Consider the following 15,046-nt stretch of genomic DNA (forward strand, 5'->3'; position numbering starts at 1 on the left):
GAACCGGAGCAAACTTTCGGCAGTCTGTTTGCCTACCCGCACATTCCACACGCAGAGAAGCTCTCACATAATGGGGGGACACATGGACCTGGAATACAGCGCGCAGTGCTCGGTCACATGACGCTGGCCCCCCCCCCGATTTGTTTTGTCATCGGCTGAGGCTTCCGGCGGACATTGTTTGACGTTTTTGATAGCACAACTATGCACTTAAAGGAGGAATTCCTATGGCACAGCAGCTGACGGATTTGCTGACACCGGTCATTCTGGCGCTCGTAACGGCCTTGGCCGGTGTCTTGACTGTCCTTATTCACGCGGCTAAAACGTCGCTAATCGCCTGGCTTCAGGCCCGCACGAACGCTGCCCAGCAGGAAATCATCATGAGAGTGGCATCGGAAGCGATGGCTTTCGCGGAAACGCAGGGATTGATTTTAACGGGAAAGGAAAAAATGAACGCGGCCATCGTATACGCGGCTACCGAACTTCAATCAAGAGGACTGAACGTAACGCCGGACAAGCTCCTCGCGGCTATTCAGAAAGCCTGGATGGAATACAACCCCGCTCAAGATAAGGCGGATAAAGCTTTGGAAATGAAGGAATCCGACACGACACCGGCAGCCGGTTAATGTCCGTATAATATAGCAGGAACCTTTTCATGATACCGATACCCCTTTCAACCGAATCCGGTTGGGAGGGCTTTTTTTGTTTTCTGGATATTTTTAATGAATATTTTCTGAGATTTAATCGGGTCAGTTAAGGAGCTAAAAACGACAGAATGGAAGGGCTGGAAAGCGTGAGGAACATAATCATAAGGGGATAATTGGTTTTGTGCACATAAAGTACGAACTTACGTTCCTATTTTGGTTGATTTTGTGGTATAATAAACTTACATCTCACACGGATCTCTACCATCATCTTGGAGGTGACGACCCATCGCACCCGTGAAAGTAGACCTGAAATCATTGGCGGTCATACTTGGCATCGAGCTGAAAACCTTGATTAAGGTCGCTACTTATTCTGGCGCAGCGTGCGGACAAAAGCGATTATGTTCTTCGTCTCCGACTTCGAAAGCTCCCGACCGTCAAGTTCCAGACTGAAATGCTTCAGCAATTCTTCATCCGACAGTTCGATTTTATCGACAAACTCCTTCTCGTTGCTATGCGGGTCGGAGTTTTTGGATTGGCTGCGGCTTTCTTTTCTTTCCGTTTCGTCAGGGGATTGCACGTGCTCGTGGGTGGGAAGTTCCGATAGACCGAGCAAATAATCCGTCGTGACCTGTAAAACTTCGGCAATCCGGGCGACCATATCCGCGGACGGATTTTTAATGCTGCCGTTCAGTAAAGTGCTCATCGTAGAATGCGGAATTCCGGCCCTCTGCGCGAGCTTGTATTGGGTAAGGCCCTGCTCTTTCATTAATCCTTTTATAGTATCGACAAGTGTCATGAGATTCACCCTCTATCTATTCCAGAATACTGTAATATTAGTTAAAAAACTAAGAATAGTCAAGAAAACAAGAGCTTTTTAAAGGGAACACTTGTTCGCATGACGTAATCAAAATATTACCGAATTATGAAATAACGTTATATTGTAATATACTTAAGACAGGAAAAAGAGTGGCTTCAACGATAATCCATGAAGCTTGCCGCAAGAGGAGATTTAACCTATAAAGGAGGGCTTACCGCCTATGAAAACGAGTATCGAGATGCCGGAACTTGACCGGAAAAAGACGAAAACAGCCGTTGAGGGAGCGCTGCTCAAATACCGGATGTATAAAACGATTACCTTCGAAGAAAGAACCGCGACAATAACTTCGAGCTATACGGAAAAATTTCACGGGCCGACGAATGTCACAAGCGATCAGACCGCGAGCATAGCGATTTATAACGTGGAAGAGCCGGAACGCCGGCGCCGCTACTGCGAAAGAATCGAGATGGCGGTAAGCCGTCTTCACCCAAAAGAAAGGCTGCTGATCGAAGAGCGGTACATGAAAGACGATTATGTAAAAGATTACGCCGTTTACAATCATAGTTTCGATCCGCCGATCAGTGCGGTAACGTATTCGTCCATCCGATGGAAAGCTTTTTATAAACTTGCGCTGATGCTTTCGCTGGGAGTGCCGGGGCCAGTCGGTCAGCGTGAAGGGGCTACGGGCTAGACGGTAGGCAAGTGTGTCAGCCGTGCCAAACTGTGCGGCCAGTCCAGAATCAAGCGCAGGCTGCATAGCCAAAAAAGGCACGGATTTCACCGCATGCAAGCAGGTGATTCCGTGCCGGGATTACAAAGGAAAGCCGGGTGTACGACTCGTCCAGGTTCAAGGCGCCGCTCAGGAGGAAACTTCCATCTCCGTCCCTGTCTGTACGGCGGAAGCGCCCGAGTTCCGGCGGCGCGTCAACATATAGACGCTGTACACAAGGAGGAACAGCACCATCACACCGGCCGCATAGCGGTACATCACCGCATAGCTGGTGCCGGAGGCGACGAGGCCGAGCAGCATGGAGCCGACAGCCACTCCGAAATCGATGGAGTTGTAGAACAGGCTGTTCGTCGTCCCGTGCTGCTCCGGCGGAGTTTCGCGGAGCATCCAGGCCTGGGTCGTCGGCTGAAGTGCGCCGAAGCCGAGACCGTAGAGCAGGGCCGAGACGATCAGCACCGGCATCGTTGTCGCCACGGACAGAACGAGCAGGCTCGCGATCAGAATGAGGGCGCCGGGAATGAGAATCGCGGCGTGGCCCTTGCTGTCGAACAGGCGGCCGGAGATCGGTCGGACAACGAGAACGGTGATCGCGTTGAACAGGAAGAACAGCCCGATTTGCTCCAGATGCACTTCCTTGCCGTATAAGGCGATGAAGCTGAGCAGACCGCCGTACGTCACCGACAGCAGCGCGTTGAGCAGGGCCGGCAGCAGCAGCTTCTTGTTGAAGCCGCTGCGCTTCGCGGCTCTGCCGGCTTCGCCTGCCGCCTGATCGCCTGCCGCTTTACCGGCAGGCGAAGCGGCCGCGGCCGCCGGCTGCGGCGGAATGCTCCGCGATCCGAGCAGCAGCGGCACGATCAGGGCGGCTGCCGCGGTGCCCATGGCGGTCAGCGGGGCGAAGCCGTAACTGCCGATCATCGCGAGGCCGATGGTCGGCCCGACGGACATCGCCAGGCTGCTCGACAGCCCGAAGTACCCGACGCCTTCGCCGATTCTGCGGCGGGGGATGATCTGGGATACCAGCGTCGGCATGACCGTGCTGGCCATCCCGAAGCCGATGCCGAAGCAGACGCGCAGCGCCAGCAGCGTGCTCATGGAGCCGGCAAACGAATAAGCCGCCGTCGAGGCGGCGGCGAATGCCACTCCGCAGAACAGCAGCGTGTTGCGGTGCACACGGCGCATCAAGGCAGCCGTTACGAACCGGGTGATAATGGCCGAGATGGCGAAGAGGCTGGTTAAGAGACTCAAAGTGAAATCGCCCGAATGAAACCGGTCCTTCGCGTAGGTGGGGAAGGGCGACAGCAGCATTTGCAGGCAGAGAAACAGAAGAAAATAGCAAAACGTGAGCATAATAAACGATTTCGTCCAGAGCGGTTCGGTTTTCTCCGCATCCGGATGGTGAAGCAGTTCCAGCTGTTCTGGATGTTTAGACATGGTGTAGACACTCCTATTCGCTTTCTGATGTCAAAGTAAGGTTGTCGATGATCACGTGCAAAAAAGTAATGAGCTGGTCATACTGCTCCCGAGACAAGCCCGCGGCGGCATCCCGGATGGTCTGCTGCTCAAGGGACTTCGTTTCCTCGATCAGGGAGCGGCCTTTGTCCGTGATATAAATATGAAAAGAACGCCGGTCTCCTTGCTCGACTTGCTTCCTTATAAATAGCTTCGCCTCCAGCGAATCCAGAATGCGTGTCGTTGTCGGCTTGTCTTTACCCGCCCTGGCGGCGATGTCCTTCTGGATGAGGCCGTCATGCTCGAAGATCCGGTACAGCACCGACCATTGTTCGGGCGTAATGTCGTACTCTTTCAACCGCTGCGAGAGCAGATTGGAAATTTTCCGGTATGCCACGCCCAGCAAAAAGCCCAGGGAATCGTTCATTCCGTTCCTGTACAAGATGGGGTCCGTTGTCATTGGATTCCTCCGCATTAATGATTGTCTTAACAACTATATGTCAAACAACTATTATTGTCAATGGAAAACAGGCTCCTGATCTCTTCGATATAAGCAGCCTTGTCTTGTTGCATCGCGTCGGCTTTTGCTATAATCAGGAAAACATGCAGAGTTGAAAGGGAGAGTGCTTTGAAGTGACGGTTCTACTGCTGTTCGGTCTGGTTCTTGTCCTTATCCAAATCATCCTTATTAGAAGGATCACGTTCCGTCCGATTCCTTGGTTTACCAGAATGGCCGCTTCGGCAAGGCTGGAATCCCCCTACGCGTACGGAGGTTTCTTATTTCTCGTGAACATGGTTATTTTTCTGGTCATTACGGCGCTTGTGGTGCTCACCATCATGATGAATGTCGCGTTTTCCCTGTTTTTGTTTGCGGGCGCCGGCGTGTGTATCAGCTTTCTGATCTGGATTCAGATGAGCGTATCGCGTGAGGGCACGAAGAAAGAAAAGCGGATCATCGGTGCGGTCGGAAGCGCTTTTTATTGGGCGCTCACCGTCTATCTTCTTTTGCAAATCCTCCTGCTTCCGCCGTCCACACCGGAACAAGATCCTTTCATGCAATTCGTCGGACTCCTGATGGGCGTCGTTATTTCCCTGACTGCGGCCGTATCCTGCTGGGTGACCGTTTACTTGGCGAAAGGAAAACCGGTCAACCCCGTCATCCGATAAAAGCCCAGACGATGAAATCGGGTCTCCTTCCAAACTAGGACGAACTAACAACAACCTAACAATAACAAGGAATCTATATTTTCCGCAGCCGTCCGCATCATGCAGGCGGTTGTTTTTATTGGAGTCGGGCCGGGCCAATCGTCACGCATTCGATATGAGGCCGGTTTTACGCAAGCTGAAAATTATGAGAGGCATCCGCACCGGCGTACAGCGTTGTAGTCTATTTTCCGATCCGCCTTAAGCCTATCGGTACGGCCTATATCGGCATACAAAGGTTGCCCTGGGGGAACTCTTTTTAAAAGAACATCATAGCTCAATTGCAAAGGAGAGACTTCCGTGGAAAAGAAGCAGACGGCCGGGGAAAACGAAAAAAAGCTGAAATGGTGGCAGCTCTCCCTTCTGGGAGTGGCGTTTACGATCGGAACCGGCTATTTTCTGGGCTCCAGCCTGGCGATTACGATCGGCGGTCCCGCCGTGCTGATATCGTTCGTGCTGGCCGCTTTAGGAACTTATATGGTGTTCGACGTGCTGGCGAGAATGACCGCTGCGGACCCCGTCAAGGGCTCTTTCCGCTCCTATGCCAAAAAAGCTTACGGCCGCTGGGCCGGATTCAGCAGCGGATGGGTGTACTGGAGCTCGGAGCTGCTCATCATGGGCAGCCAGCTCACGGCATTGTCCCTGTTTTCCCGTTTCTGGTTTCCGGCTGTTCCCATGTGGGTGTTTGCGACGGGTTACGGTGTTCTCGGGCTTGGGATTATTATGCTCGGCACAAAAGGATTCGAACGGATGGAAAACTTGTTTGCCGTAATCAAAATTTCCGCCATCGTGATGTTTCTCGTCATCGCGGGGCTGGCCCTGTTCGGCATCATTCGCGGAAGCCGGGCGCCGAGCTTTCCCGCAGAAGCTTCGACGCTATTTCCCGCAGGGGCGGCAGGCCTCTGGTCTTCGCTTATTTTCGCTTTCTACGCATTCGGCGGCATCGAAATTATGGGGCTGATGGCACTCAGGCTGGAAAAGCCGGAAGAAGCGCCGAAGGCGGGGAAAATCATGCTGCTGCTGCTCGCCGTCGTGTATGTGCTGTCGATCGGACTGGCAGTTACGCTTCTGCCATGGGGCGTTTTCCATACGAAAGAAAGCCCGTTCGTGCTGGCGCTGAGCCATTACCGGCTGCCGTTTATCCCGCACGTTTTCAACGGAGTGCTTATTATCGCCGGATTTTCCACGATGGTAGCTTCGCTCTTCGCGGTGACCACCATGCTCGTAACGTTAGCGGAAGATAAGGATGCCCCGCAAATGTTCGCCCGCCGGTGGAAAAAAAATCTCCCGCTCCCGGCGCTCGGATTAACGGCCTGCGGGATGGCGGCTTCGATCGTCCTGGCCCTGCTCATGCCCGAAGGCGTATATGAATACATTACTACCGCGGCAGGACTGCTGCTGATCTACAACTGGCTGTTTATTCTGATAACGGCGGGAAAACTGCTTCGTCTGAAAGCGCTGGGACAAACGAAGCGGATGACGGGCATCGCTCTTATTTTGCTTGCCGTCAGCGGAACGCTGGCGCATCACGGCAGCCGCCCGGGTTTTTATGTCAGCATGGGCTTTATCGGCGCCATCGGGCTGGTTACCTGGATCATGATCCGAAAGTGGAAGAAAGCCGGAGACAATACAGGGGGGCAGGAGCAAACGGAAGCGGCCCCGGGTTCGGAGGAGGAATGGGTGTTTACGCCCGCCCTCTCTATCCGCGAGAAAGCGGATGTGTTTTTTCGCAAAAAGTCGAAGTGAGTAAAAGAAAGGGGATACATGTTACATCCCTATGACGATGACAGAACAGGAAGAGGGGGGGAACCAGAAGGAATGAGTTTCTTTTTGAAATAAAAGTTTATAAATCATATTTATATTGAAAAATTTTTTCTCTCCTTCTATAATGAAGCCAACTGGAACCCGTGCGGCCGTTTCGATGTACTTGTACGGATGCGCGGGGACAACGCTTGGGAGGGGTATACATGATACTCGGCATAAAGGAAGAGGAAATAATCGCAATCGGGCTGATGTCCGGGACCTCGCTGGACGGGATCGATGCCGCGGTTGTGCGGATAAACGGAAGCGGGATGGATACCCGGATGGAGCTGCTGCATTTCTACAGCAGGCCCTACGACGACGCTCTCCGGGAAAAGCTGAAAGATCTTTGCTCCGTCGCCCGTTCGGACGTTGCGCTCGTCTGCGGAATGAACGTCTTTCTTGCCGAGCGGATGGCGGAAGCCGCGCTGGAGGCGGTGCGCGAAGCGGGCCTGTCCATGGACCGCATCGGTTTCATCGCTTCTCACGGACAGACGGTGTGGCACATCCCCGAGGGAGATGCTGCCGATCCTTATCTCGTCCGTTCGACGCTGCAGCTCGGCGACCTCTCCGTCCTCGCCAAGCGGACGGGCGTCCCTGTCGTCGGCGACTTCCGGCCGGCGGATATGGCGGTCGGCGGACAGGGCGCGCCGCTGGTCCCTTATGGCGATCTCATTCTGTTCCGCCATGAAACGAAAGGCCGCCTGCTTCAAAATATAGGCGGCATCGGCAACTGCACGGTCCTGCCTCCTCAGGCGGGGCCGTCCGATGTGTTCGCTTTCGACACGGGGCCGGGCAACATGGTGATCGACCAGGTGGTCTATCAGCTGTCGGGAGGCCGGCATACCTATGACGAAAGCGGCTCGTGGGCGGCGCAGGGACGTGCGGATGAAGGGCTTGTCGCGGACGCCATGACACATCCGTACTTCTCGCTGAAGCCGCCCAAATCAACCGGCCGCGAAGTGTTCGGCAAAGCGTATGCGGCCGATTTTATCGCGCGGGCGAAGGCCCTCGGACTGGCGGACGCGGACATCGTGGCGACGGCCACGGCGTTCACGGCCCGTACGATTGCCGAGGGCTGCCGGCGGTTCGTGTTTCCGCGCTGCCGCGTGGACGAGGTCATCGTTTCCGGCGGGGGCGCTCACAACCGGACGCTGCTGACGATGCTCGCGGAGCTTCTGCCGGACCAGCAGGTAACGACCTCGGGCGCGCTCGGTGTGCATGACGACGCCAAGGAGGCCGTCATTTTCGCGCTGCTCGGAAACGACTTCCTGCGCGGCATCCCCAACAATCTGCCCTCCGCGACGGGGGCGGCTCGTCCGACTGTGATGGGGAAGCTTGCGCTTCCGTAACAATCCCGCTGCCGCTCTGCTGCGGCAAACCAGGCGGTTCGCCGCAGCAGAGCCTGCAAAAAAGCGAACGGTGGACGGTTGCTAGAAAAGCTTATAGAGATGGGTGGAGGCAAGCTGATTATGGCAGTGTCTCTTTGTACTGCGCGTGGGAACTCTCCTCATCCGCCAAACAGATCATTCACTGTTTAGAACGTATTCTATACAATCTGCTCCGGAGGGACTCCATGAACTCCCGGGAAACAGCGTAAAGAGACCGCCGGTCGGACGGTCTCTTTTTTGCGCTTTTAAAAGTGCGGTTTTGTGGGCTGTCCACGGCCGGCAGGACGAAAATCGCTTTAAGAAGCCATGCCAGAAATTTCATAAGCACGTCTTATACCCAGCCGAACGCTCTGGCCGCCTGGGCGGTGGCGAATGTAACCAGAAGGGCGATCGCCAAGGGGATAAGGGCGGAAAGGATCGTCCATTTCGTGCTCTTGGTTTCTTTATAAATGTTGTACAGGGTCGTGCCGCACGGGTAGTGAAGCAGCGAAAACAGCATCATATTAAGAGCCGTCAGCCAGGTCCAGCCGTGCTGAAGGAAGAGATCTTTGATGTTGTCCAGCCCGTCCGCATCGACCAAGGCGCCGGAGGACATGTAGCCCATGAGCAGAATCGGCAGTACGATTTCATTGGCCGGCAGGCCGAGTATAAATGCCATGATGATATAGCCGTCCAGACCGATCAGATGAGCGAAAGGATCAAAGAAGGCTGCCGTATGGGCAAGGATGCTCGTTCCGTTGATCATGATGTTGCCCAGAATCCAGGTGATGATTCCGGCGGGAGCCGCCACGATTACCGCGCGTTTGAGCACGGCCCACGATTTGTCGCGGGAGGCGAGCAGAATCGTTTTCCACATCTGGGGTTTCCGGTAAGGGGGAAGCTCCAGCGTGTAGTGAGTGGGTACACCGCGCAGAGCCGTTTTGGACAGCACCCACGACACGGTTAAGGTGACGACTATCCCGAACAGCACGAGCCCCATGACGAACAAAGCGGTTCCCAGAGTCTGCCAGCCTCCTGCGGCACCCGCCGCCATAAACAAGGACGACAGCAAAATCAGCGTAGGCCAGCGGCCGTTGCACGGGACGAAGTTGTTCGTCAGGATGGCCAGCATTCTTTCGCGGGGGGATTCGATAATCCGTGTGGACAAGATCGCCGCCGCGTTGCAGCCGAAGCCCATCGACATCGTCAGGGCCTGTTTGCCGTGGCCGCCCGATTTTTTGAACAGGCGGTCCATATTAAACGCGACCCGGGGCAGATAGCCGAAATTTTCGAGCAGTGCGAAAATCGGGAAGAAGATCGCCATGGGCGGAAGCATGACCGAGATCACCCAGGCGGTTCCGCGGAAGAAGCCGAGTACCAGAATGCCGTGGAGCCATGCAGGGGCATGGACGGCTTGGAAGCCAGCCGTCAGATACCCTTCGATTACGCCGAAGAAATCCGCGATCCAGCCGGATGGAACGTTGGCCCCGGCAATCGTGATCCAGAAGATCGCGCCTAGCACTGCAAACATGATGGGATAGCCCCACAGCTTGGAAGTCAGAATCTTGTCGAGCTTGTGCGTGCCGGCAAGCTTTTTCCTGTCCTCGTAGCGGACGGCCGCGTTGCAGATGTCGCAGCTCGTTTTATAGATGTCGCTTACAATTTCATCCCGGATGGAGCTGCCGCTGGTGATGGTTTGCGCCATCGACAACAGGGAATCGATCGAATCGGGCCGGTTAGTTGCATGCGGTGTGGCCATAGCTCACCACCCCCTGTCCTTGGGCGGCGGCCGTGCCGCCGAGTCTCTGCTTCAGGGAAGCGATGAGGTTCTCATCCCCGTCGAGCAGACGGAGCGCGATCCAGCGGGCCGGGAAGCGTGCGCCTAGCGTCTCCCGGACGAAAGGTTCCAGCTCCCGGACCTGCCGCTCGATTTCTTCGCTGTACGGGATAGGCGGAGGCTCGGGATGAAGGACGCCTTCCGCCACCTTTTCGACGAGATCGAGCATGGGGCCGATGCCTTTGTTGTTGCGTGCGGAAATAGCGGCGACGGGCACGCCGAGCCTCTCGCGGATTTGGTCCAGATCAATCCGGATGCCGAGCTTCTCGGCTTCGTCCATCAGATTGATGCAGACAACCGCACGGCTGGTCATTTCCAGGACCTGCAGCGCAAGATTCAAATTCCGCTCCAGCGAGGTCGCGTCCAGTACGACCAGCGTGACGTCCGGCTGCTCGAAAATAATGTAATCCCTGGCGGCTTCTTCGTCCGCCGAATTCGAATAAAGGGAATACGTGCCGGGCAGATCGATGAGCTTGTAAAAAATTCCGTTCCGCTCAAATTCGCCTTCCGCGGTCAGCACGGTTTTGCCGGCCCAGTTTCCCGTATGCTGCCGGAGTCCCGTCAGCCGGTTGAACAGCGTGCTTTTGCCGGTGTTCGGGTTGCCGGCCAGTGCTACGGTATAGGTTTTCACGGACTGTCGCCTCCTTCCGGCTCCGCGTAAATGAGCGAACTTTCTTCTTTCCGGAGCGCGATGGTTGTATTGCTGACGCGAAAAGCGGTCGGATCGCCGAGCGGGCTCCGCTGGATCACTTCCACGCGGTTACCCGGGACGAATCCGAGATCAAGGAGCCGTCTTCGCATGGCTCCCTGCACCTCGATCCGGTTTAACCGGACGACGCTTCCCACTTTGACCTGGTCCAATGACAATTCCGATATAGACATGGGGCCCACCTTTCTTTTTCCCTTTGGACAAACTGTTTGCCGAGTGCAAAATTTTGTTTATGGAAATCCGTCTTCCGTTAACGTTGCTTTATGATGTTAGTATAGGCAAACAGTTTTTTCCTGTCAACAAAAAGTTTCTTGTGGGCAAAAGTTTTAGGGCTAGGAATGAATCGGGGGATCGCCGCACGGAAACGAATGTCCTAAATTAGTTAGCCACATTTTATGTAAAAGCAAAAAGAGAGAACCTTGTTCACCCTAAATTAACTTGATTTTATTTTGAAGAAAACGAAAGGACCCGGAACGGGGCCGTGCTGTTTTTTGGCGGAGAGTGGTAAGTGGCGCTGCTTTTTTTGCCTGACGCTTGGAGATTAGGCAGCGTTCGTGCCTTTTTGCGGCGAAGTTGGTAAACTAACAAGTATAAAGCATAGCGCCTTGCTGGAATAACATTCCGGAAATATGATGTAAGGAGGGGGAAGGCGTGCCTAACGATTTTTTTATTTCGGATCATCATTTCGGACATAAATTGATTATCGATTTCGAGTCTCGGCCTTTTGCGGATGCGGATGAAATGACGGACGTCATGATTGAGAAATGGAATGCCGTAGTCCGAAGCGAAGACAAGGTGTTTCATCTGGGGGACTTCTCGTTTCTGAATCAGGAAAGAACGCAAGAAATCGTCCGCCGGCTGAACGGCTGTAAATTTCTCATCCTGGGCAACCACGACAGAGGCAGGTCCCGGTCTTGGTGGCTGGACGCCGGATTTGACGAAGTGAGCGAATACCCGATTCTGTACAAAGACTTCTTCCTGCTCTCGCACGAACCGGTCTATATGAACAAACATATGCCGTACGTCAATGTGCACGGTCATATCCATGGCCAGAAGTATGAAGGCAAGAACTATTTCAACGTGTGCGTGGAGCACTGGGACTATACTCCGCTGACCTTCGGGCAGATCCGGGATGCGGTTGTCGTCAGCGAGGAGCAGGCATGATAGCCGTTTACGCGGGAAGCTTCGATCCCGTCACCCTCGGGCATACGTCGGTCATTGAGAGAGCTACGAACCTGTTCGACGAGCTCCACATTCTGGTTGCCAACAACCGCGCCAAGAAGCATCATTTTACGATCGGGCAGAGAACCGAGCTGGTCAGGCTTTCCGTTCCCCCGGGCAAGAGGATCAAAATCGTCGCATTCGAAGGCATCGTAGCCGACTATGTCAATGAAGCGGGAGCCAAGGCGATTGTCCGCGGCATCCGCAACGCGACGGATTTCGAATACGAGCTGCAGCTGGAGCAGTACGTCCGGAACACGACGAAAGCCGATACCGTCTATTTATCGCCGTATACGCCGAACATGCAGACGAGCAGTTCTCTGGTCCGGATGTTTATTACGACCGGAAAAGCCGAGCAGGCCAGAGCTTTTATGGTTGAGGCCGCTTTCGAGCAGATGGCCATCTACGAGAGCGAGAACAATCAAAGCCGGAACGGAAACGGGTAAGACCGGGCCCGGTCCTTCTGTTCCGTGTCCACCCTTCCACAGGGTATGCCTGCTATGGCGGCAGCGAATGGGCGGAACTAGCCCGGACGGATCGTTTGGGCTCGAGAGCGGCTTATCTGGCGAAATCTCGGCCAGGTTCAACGGGTCATTCTCTTTAACCGGTATCCGCCCCGGAATACCGGCACTCCCCAAGATGCCTGCAGTCAAGTCCTTCGGACGGATTCTGCGGGCTTTTTTGCTATTCATTGGCATTATAACGGCGCGCTGCGGCCGCTTTCCTCCTTTTTCTATTATTTTTCAGTTTTAGCTATTAATCTTGTATTTTATAATAATTGCGCTTATGATGAAATTGTTTTAGAGGTCAATCATGTCCACCGTTTCAACTTCTTTTCTTACCGGTTCAGCTTCAAGAATTTATAGCGAGTAGGGAAAAATATGGCCATAAATGATAACGTTTTAATTAAAATCCGCCAAATGAAAACGAGCCTGACTCCCGTGGAGAAAGCGGTAGGCGAGTATATCCTGGAGAACGTGGAGGAAATCCCGCACCTTTCGATCAAAAATCTGGCCCAGCTGACGAGAACCAGCGATGCCTCCGTTCTGCGGTTCTGCAAAACGATGGGATATTCGGGCTACCGCAGCTTTATCGTCAGTATTTCGGCTTCCCTCGGCTCTATGCACGAAGAGGATGCGGATCCGTACCGGGATATCCAGCCCGGCGACGACCTGTCCACGATTATTTTGAATATTTCCCGCACCAACAGCCAGTCCATTGAAGATACGCTGCAGGTAATCGACAAAAGCGAGATTGCGCGGGCCGTTGACGTCCTCCGCTCGTGCAGGAGGATCGCTTTTTTCGGAATCGGGGCATCCGGTCTGGTCGGAATCGATGCGGAGCAGAAATTTTCACGGATCAACAAGATGTGTCACACCTATACGGACGGGCACAGTATGCTGACGGCGGCGACACTGCTGGAGAAAGGCGATGTGGCCATCTTCATCTCCAATTCGGGAGAAACCGTCGAAGTTCTCGATGCGCTGGAAATCGCCAAAAAGAACGGCGCCTGTCTAATCGCCATCACGAAGTATACGAAAAGTCGGCTGGCGGATCAGGCGAACATCCTGCTCAGCATTTCCACGCCGGAAATTACGATCCGCAGCGGCGCGATGGGCTCGCGGATTGCGATGCTCACGGTCGTGGATATTCTTTTCGCCGGAGTGGCAAGTGCGGAATACAAACACGTGAAAAAATATTTAACCAAAACGCACAATATTGTCGCAAGCAAACAGCGGCGCTAGTCTGAACCGGAGAGGAGGAAAGGATATGTTCGGCTCTAAAGCAGATGAAGTGGCCGCCCGATTGGAGCGGTTTTCCGCTGAAGAGAAAGCGAGGATAGCCGCCACGGGAGAAGAAGTATTCGGCAAATCGGTTCCGTTTACCGCAGAGAGCTTGGCGGAGTGGGACCCGGCAGATCTGGAAACCCTTCACGGCATCCTGGGCGGAATGATTCTGACGAAAGAGCACGCGCCGCGTCTCCATGAGAAAATGTTGTCCGAAATGAAGGACAAGGACCTGCCTTCGGAAGTCGAGTTCGGCTGGGTAGACGACAGCGGCCGCTGATGCCGGGATCCCGGCTGCCATCCAAGCATAAACCGCCGTTATACCGAATAAGACAAATCAAGGGCCGGCATAGGGTCCTTTTTATTTTGCGCGAAAAGAAGAGGGAAATGCCGTGCGGCAAGGAGAAGACGAAAATAAAAAACAATGAAATGTTTCATCATAAAATATTATTTCAAAAACTGTTGACCAAACTGAAATTTCTCGTTAAGATGAAATCAAGAAGTTGAACTAAACAGATGGGGGGGAGAAAGCTGTGGATGAGTATCTGGCGAGACTAACGACCGAAGAGATCAACGAGAAAACACAAACGATAGACGAATGTACGACGGAACAGATGCTGCGTCTGATGAACGAGCAGGATGCAACGGTTCCGGCTGCGGTTGCGGCTGAAATACCGCAAATTGTGAAAGCGGTTGATATTTTGCATCGAGTGCTTAAAAACGGCGGCAGAATGTTCTATATCGGAGCGGGATCTTCGGGCAGGCTCGGTGTACTCGACGCATCTGAATGTCCTCCAACTTTCGGTATCGATCCTCTGCGGGTGCAGGGGCATATCGCCGGAGGAGATGGGGCACTAAGAATAGCCGTTGAAGGTTTTGAGGACAATAAAGATGAGGGAATCGCCCTGATCGAACGATGCGGCGTAACGGATAAAGACGCGGTAATCGGAATTACGGCCAGCGGAAGCGCGCAATTTGTCATTGCCGGCTTGAACAAGGCAAGGGAAATCGGAGCGGCGACCATCGGTCTTGTGAACAACAAACATTCCAAACTCGAATCCGTTTGCGACGTATGCATTGCCCCTGTTGTCGGGCCGGAAGTCATCATGGGATCAACCCGATTGAAAGCGGGTACGGCACAGAAGCTGGTCCTGAATATGCTTACGACTTGTACGATGGTGAAGCTCGGCAAAACCTACAACAATCTGATGGTAGACCTGAAAGCGAGCAACATCAAGCTGAAAGACCGCTCCATACGAATCATAAAAGCGGCTACGGGCGTGGATGACAAGACCGCTGCTGTAGTTTTGGAAAGCGCTTCCATGAGTTGTAAGCTGGCGATCATGATGATCAAAAGCGGCTTGGACGCGGCTTCGGCGCAGCGGGTACTGGATCAGTGCGAGGGCAGTTTAAAAGCGGCAATACGAACCACGACCAACGTGGTGTAAATTTTCATATCCTTGGGGGAGGCTTGTTATT

16 protein-coding genes are annotated in these 15,046 nt (G+C 54.0%); 10 read left to right on the forward strand and 6 right to left on the reverse strand.

The features are described 5' to 3' along the window. Positions 1 to 224: 224 nt before the first annotated feature. Positions 225 to 623, forward strand: coding sequence for a phage holin, LLH family (locus AC58P5_RS16475; RefSeq protein ID WP_497388289.1), 399 nt, complete (start codon positions 225 to 227; stop codon positions 621 to 623). Between the two features lie 382 nt (positions 624 to 1,005). Here AC58P5_RS16475 and AC58P5_RS16480 read toward each other — a convergent pair whose 3' ends face one another. Next, on the reverse strand, positions 1,006 to 1,440 hold the full coding sequence (locus AC58P5_RS16480) for a helix-turn-helix domain-containing protein (protein ID WP_497388291.1): 435 nt from the start codon (positions 1,438 to 1,440) through the stop codon (positions 1,006 to 1,008). A 241-nt stretch (positions 1,441 to 1,681) separates the two neighbouring features. On the opposite strand from AC58P5_RS16480, the gene AC58P5_RS16485 reads away from it, so the two are divergent. Next, positions 1,682 to 2,152, forward strand: a complete 471-nt coding sequence (locus AC58P5_RS16485; protein ID WP_497388293.1) for an ArpU family phage packaging/lysis transcriptional regulator — start codon at positions 1,682 to 1,684, stop codon at positions 2,150 to 2,152. A gap of 168 nt (positions 2,153 to 2,320) precedes the next feature. Here the strand turns inward: AC58P5_RS16485 and AC58P5_RS16490 are convergent, their stop codons facing one another. Together AC58P5_RS16490 and AC58P5_RS16495 are read right to left on the reverse strand one after the other, a co-directional pair. Next, the gene (locus tag AC58P5_RS16490; RefSeq protein WP_497388295.1) at positions 2,321 to 3,622 is read right to left on the reverse strand and encodes an MFS transporter; all 1,302 of its coding nucleotides are present in this window, start codon (positions 3,620 to 3,622) and stop codon (positions 2,321 to 2,323) included. A gap of 13 nt (positions 3,623 to 3,635) precedes the next feature. Then, positions 3,636 to 4,100, reverse strand: a complete 465-nt coding sequence (locus AC58P5_RS16495; RefSeq protein ID WP_497388297.1) for a MarR family winged helix-turn-helix transcriptional regulator — start codon at positions 4,098 to 4,100, stop codon at positions 3,636 to 3,638. Positions 4,101 to 4,273: 173 nt separating this feature from the next. On the opposite strand from AC58P5_RS16495, the gene AC58P5_RS16500 reads away from it, so the two are divergent. The 3 genes from AC58P5_RS16500 (at position 4,274) to AC58P5_RS16510 (ending at position 7,995) form a co-directional block, all read left to right on the forward strand. Beyond that, complete coding sequence (locus AC58P5_RS16500; RefSeq protein WP_497388299.1) at positions 4,274 to 4,807, forward strand: hypothetical protein; 534 nt, start codon at positions 4,274 to 4,276, stop codon at positions 4,805 to 4,807. 336 nt (positions 4,808 to 5,143) lie between these two features. Next, positions 5,144 to 6,589: an amino acid permease gene (locus AC58P5_RS16505; RefSeq protein WP_497388301.1), complete on the forward strand. Its 1,446-nt coding sequence runs from the start codon at positions 5,144 to 5,146 to the stop codon at positions 6,587 to 6,589. 221 nt (positions 6,590 to 6,810) lie between these two features. Continuing rightward, positions 6,811 to 7,995, forward strand: a complete 1,185-nt coding sequence (locus AC58P5_RS16510; protein ID WP_497388303.1) for an anhydro-N-acetylmuramic acid kinase — start codon at positions 6,811 to 6,813, stop codon at positions 7,993 to 7,995. Between the two features lie 370 nt (positions 7,996 to 8,365). Here AC58P5_RS16510 and AC58P5_RS16515 read toward each other — a convergent pair whose 3' ends face one another. From AC58P5_RS16515 to AC58P5_RS16525, 3 genes are read right to left on the reverse strand one after another with little or no spacing between them, the layout of a single operon-like run. After that, positions 8,366 to 9,772 carry a nucleoside recognition domain-containing protein gene (locus AC58P5_RS16515; protein WP_497388305.1) on the reverse strand — a complete coding sequence of 469 codons (1,407 nt, stop codon included), beginning with the start codon at positions 9,770 to 9,772 and terminating at the stop codon, positions 8,366 to 8,368. Further along, positions 9,750 to 10,481: a FeoB small GTPase domain-containing protein gene (locus AC58P5_RS16520; protein WP_497388307.1), complete on the reverse strand. Its 732-nt coding sequence runs from the start codon at positions 10,479 to 10,481 to the stop codon at positions 9,750 to 9,752. The genes AC58P5_RS16515 and AC58P5_RS16520 overlap by 23 nt, the downstream gene beginning before the upstream one ends. Further along, entirely contained in the window at positions 10,478 to 10,732 is a 255-nt protein-coding gene (locus AC58P5_RS16525; protein ID WP_497388309.1) for a FeoA family protein, read from the reverse strand. Before AC58P5_RS16525 ends, AC58P5_RS16520 begins: the two co-directional genes overlap by 4 nt. A 478-nt stretch (positions 10,733 to 11,210) precedes the next feature. On the opposite strand from AC58P5_RS16525, the gene AC58P5_RS16530 reads away from it, so the two are divergent. The 5 genes from AC58P5_RS16530 to murQ all read left to right on the forward strand — a co-directional run bounded on the left by AC58P5_RS16530 (position 11,211) and on the right by murQ (position 15,015). Then, entirely contained in the window at positions 11,211 to 11,723 is a 513-nt protein-coding gene (locus AC58P5_RS16530; protein ID WP_497388311.1) for a metallophosphoesterase, read from the forward strand. After that, the gene (coaD, locus tag AC58P5_RS16535) at positions 11,720 to 12,226 is read left to right on the forward strand and encodes a pantetheine-phosphate adenylyltransferase (RefSeq protein WP_497388313.1); all 507 of its coding nucleotides are present in this window, start codon (positions 11,720 to 11,722) and stop codon (positions 12,224 to 12,226) included. The genes AC58P5_RS16530 and coaD overlap by 4 nt, the downstream gene beginning before the upstream one ends. A 435-nt stretch (positions 12,227 to 12,661) precedes the next feature. Beyond that, positions 12,662 to 13,525 (forward strand): MurR/RpiR family transcriptional regulator, encoded by an 864-nt coding sequence (locus AC58P5_RS16540; protein ID WP_497388315.1) that lies wholly within the window; start codon positions 12,662 to 12,664, stop codon positions 13,523 to 13,525. 25 nt (positions 13,526 to 13,550) lie between these two features. After that, positions 13,551 to 13,847 carry a hypothetical protein gene (locus AC58P5_RS16545; RefSeq protein ID WP_497388317.1) on the forward strand — a complete coding sequence of 99 codons (297 nt, stop codon included), beginning with the start codon at positions 13,551 to 13,553 and terminating at the stop codon, positions 13,845 to 13,847. Between the two features lie 253 nt (positions 13,848 to 14,100). Continuing rightward, positions 14,101 to 15,015 carry an N-acetylmuramic acid 6-phosphate etherase gene (gene murQ / locus AC58P5_RS16550; protein WP_497388319.1) on the forward strand — a complete coding sequence of 305 codons (915 nt, stop codon included), beginning with the start codon at positions 14,101 to 14,103 and terminating at the stop codon, positions 15,013 to 15,015. The last annotated feature ends 31 nt before the right edge of the window (positions 15,016 to 15,046 follow it).

It is taken from the genome of Paenibacillus sp. JT31N7, assembly GCF_059692095.1.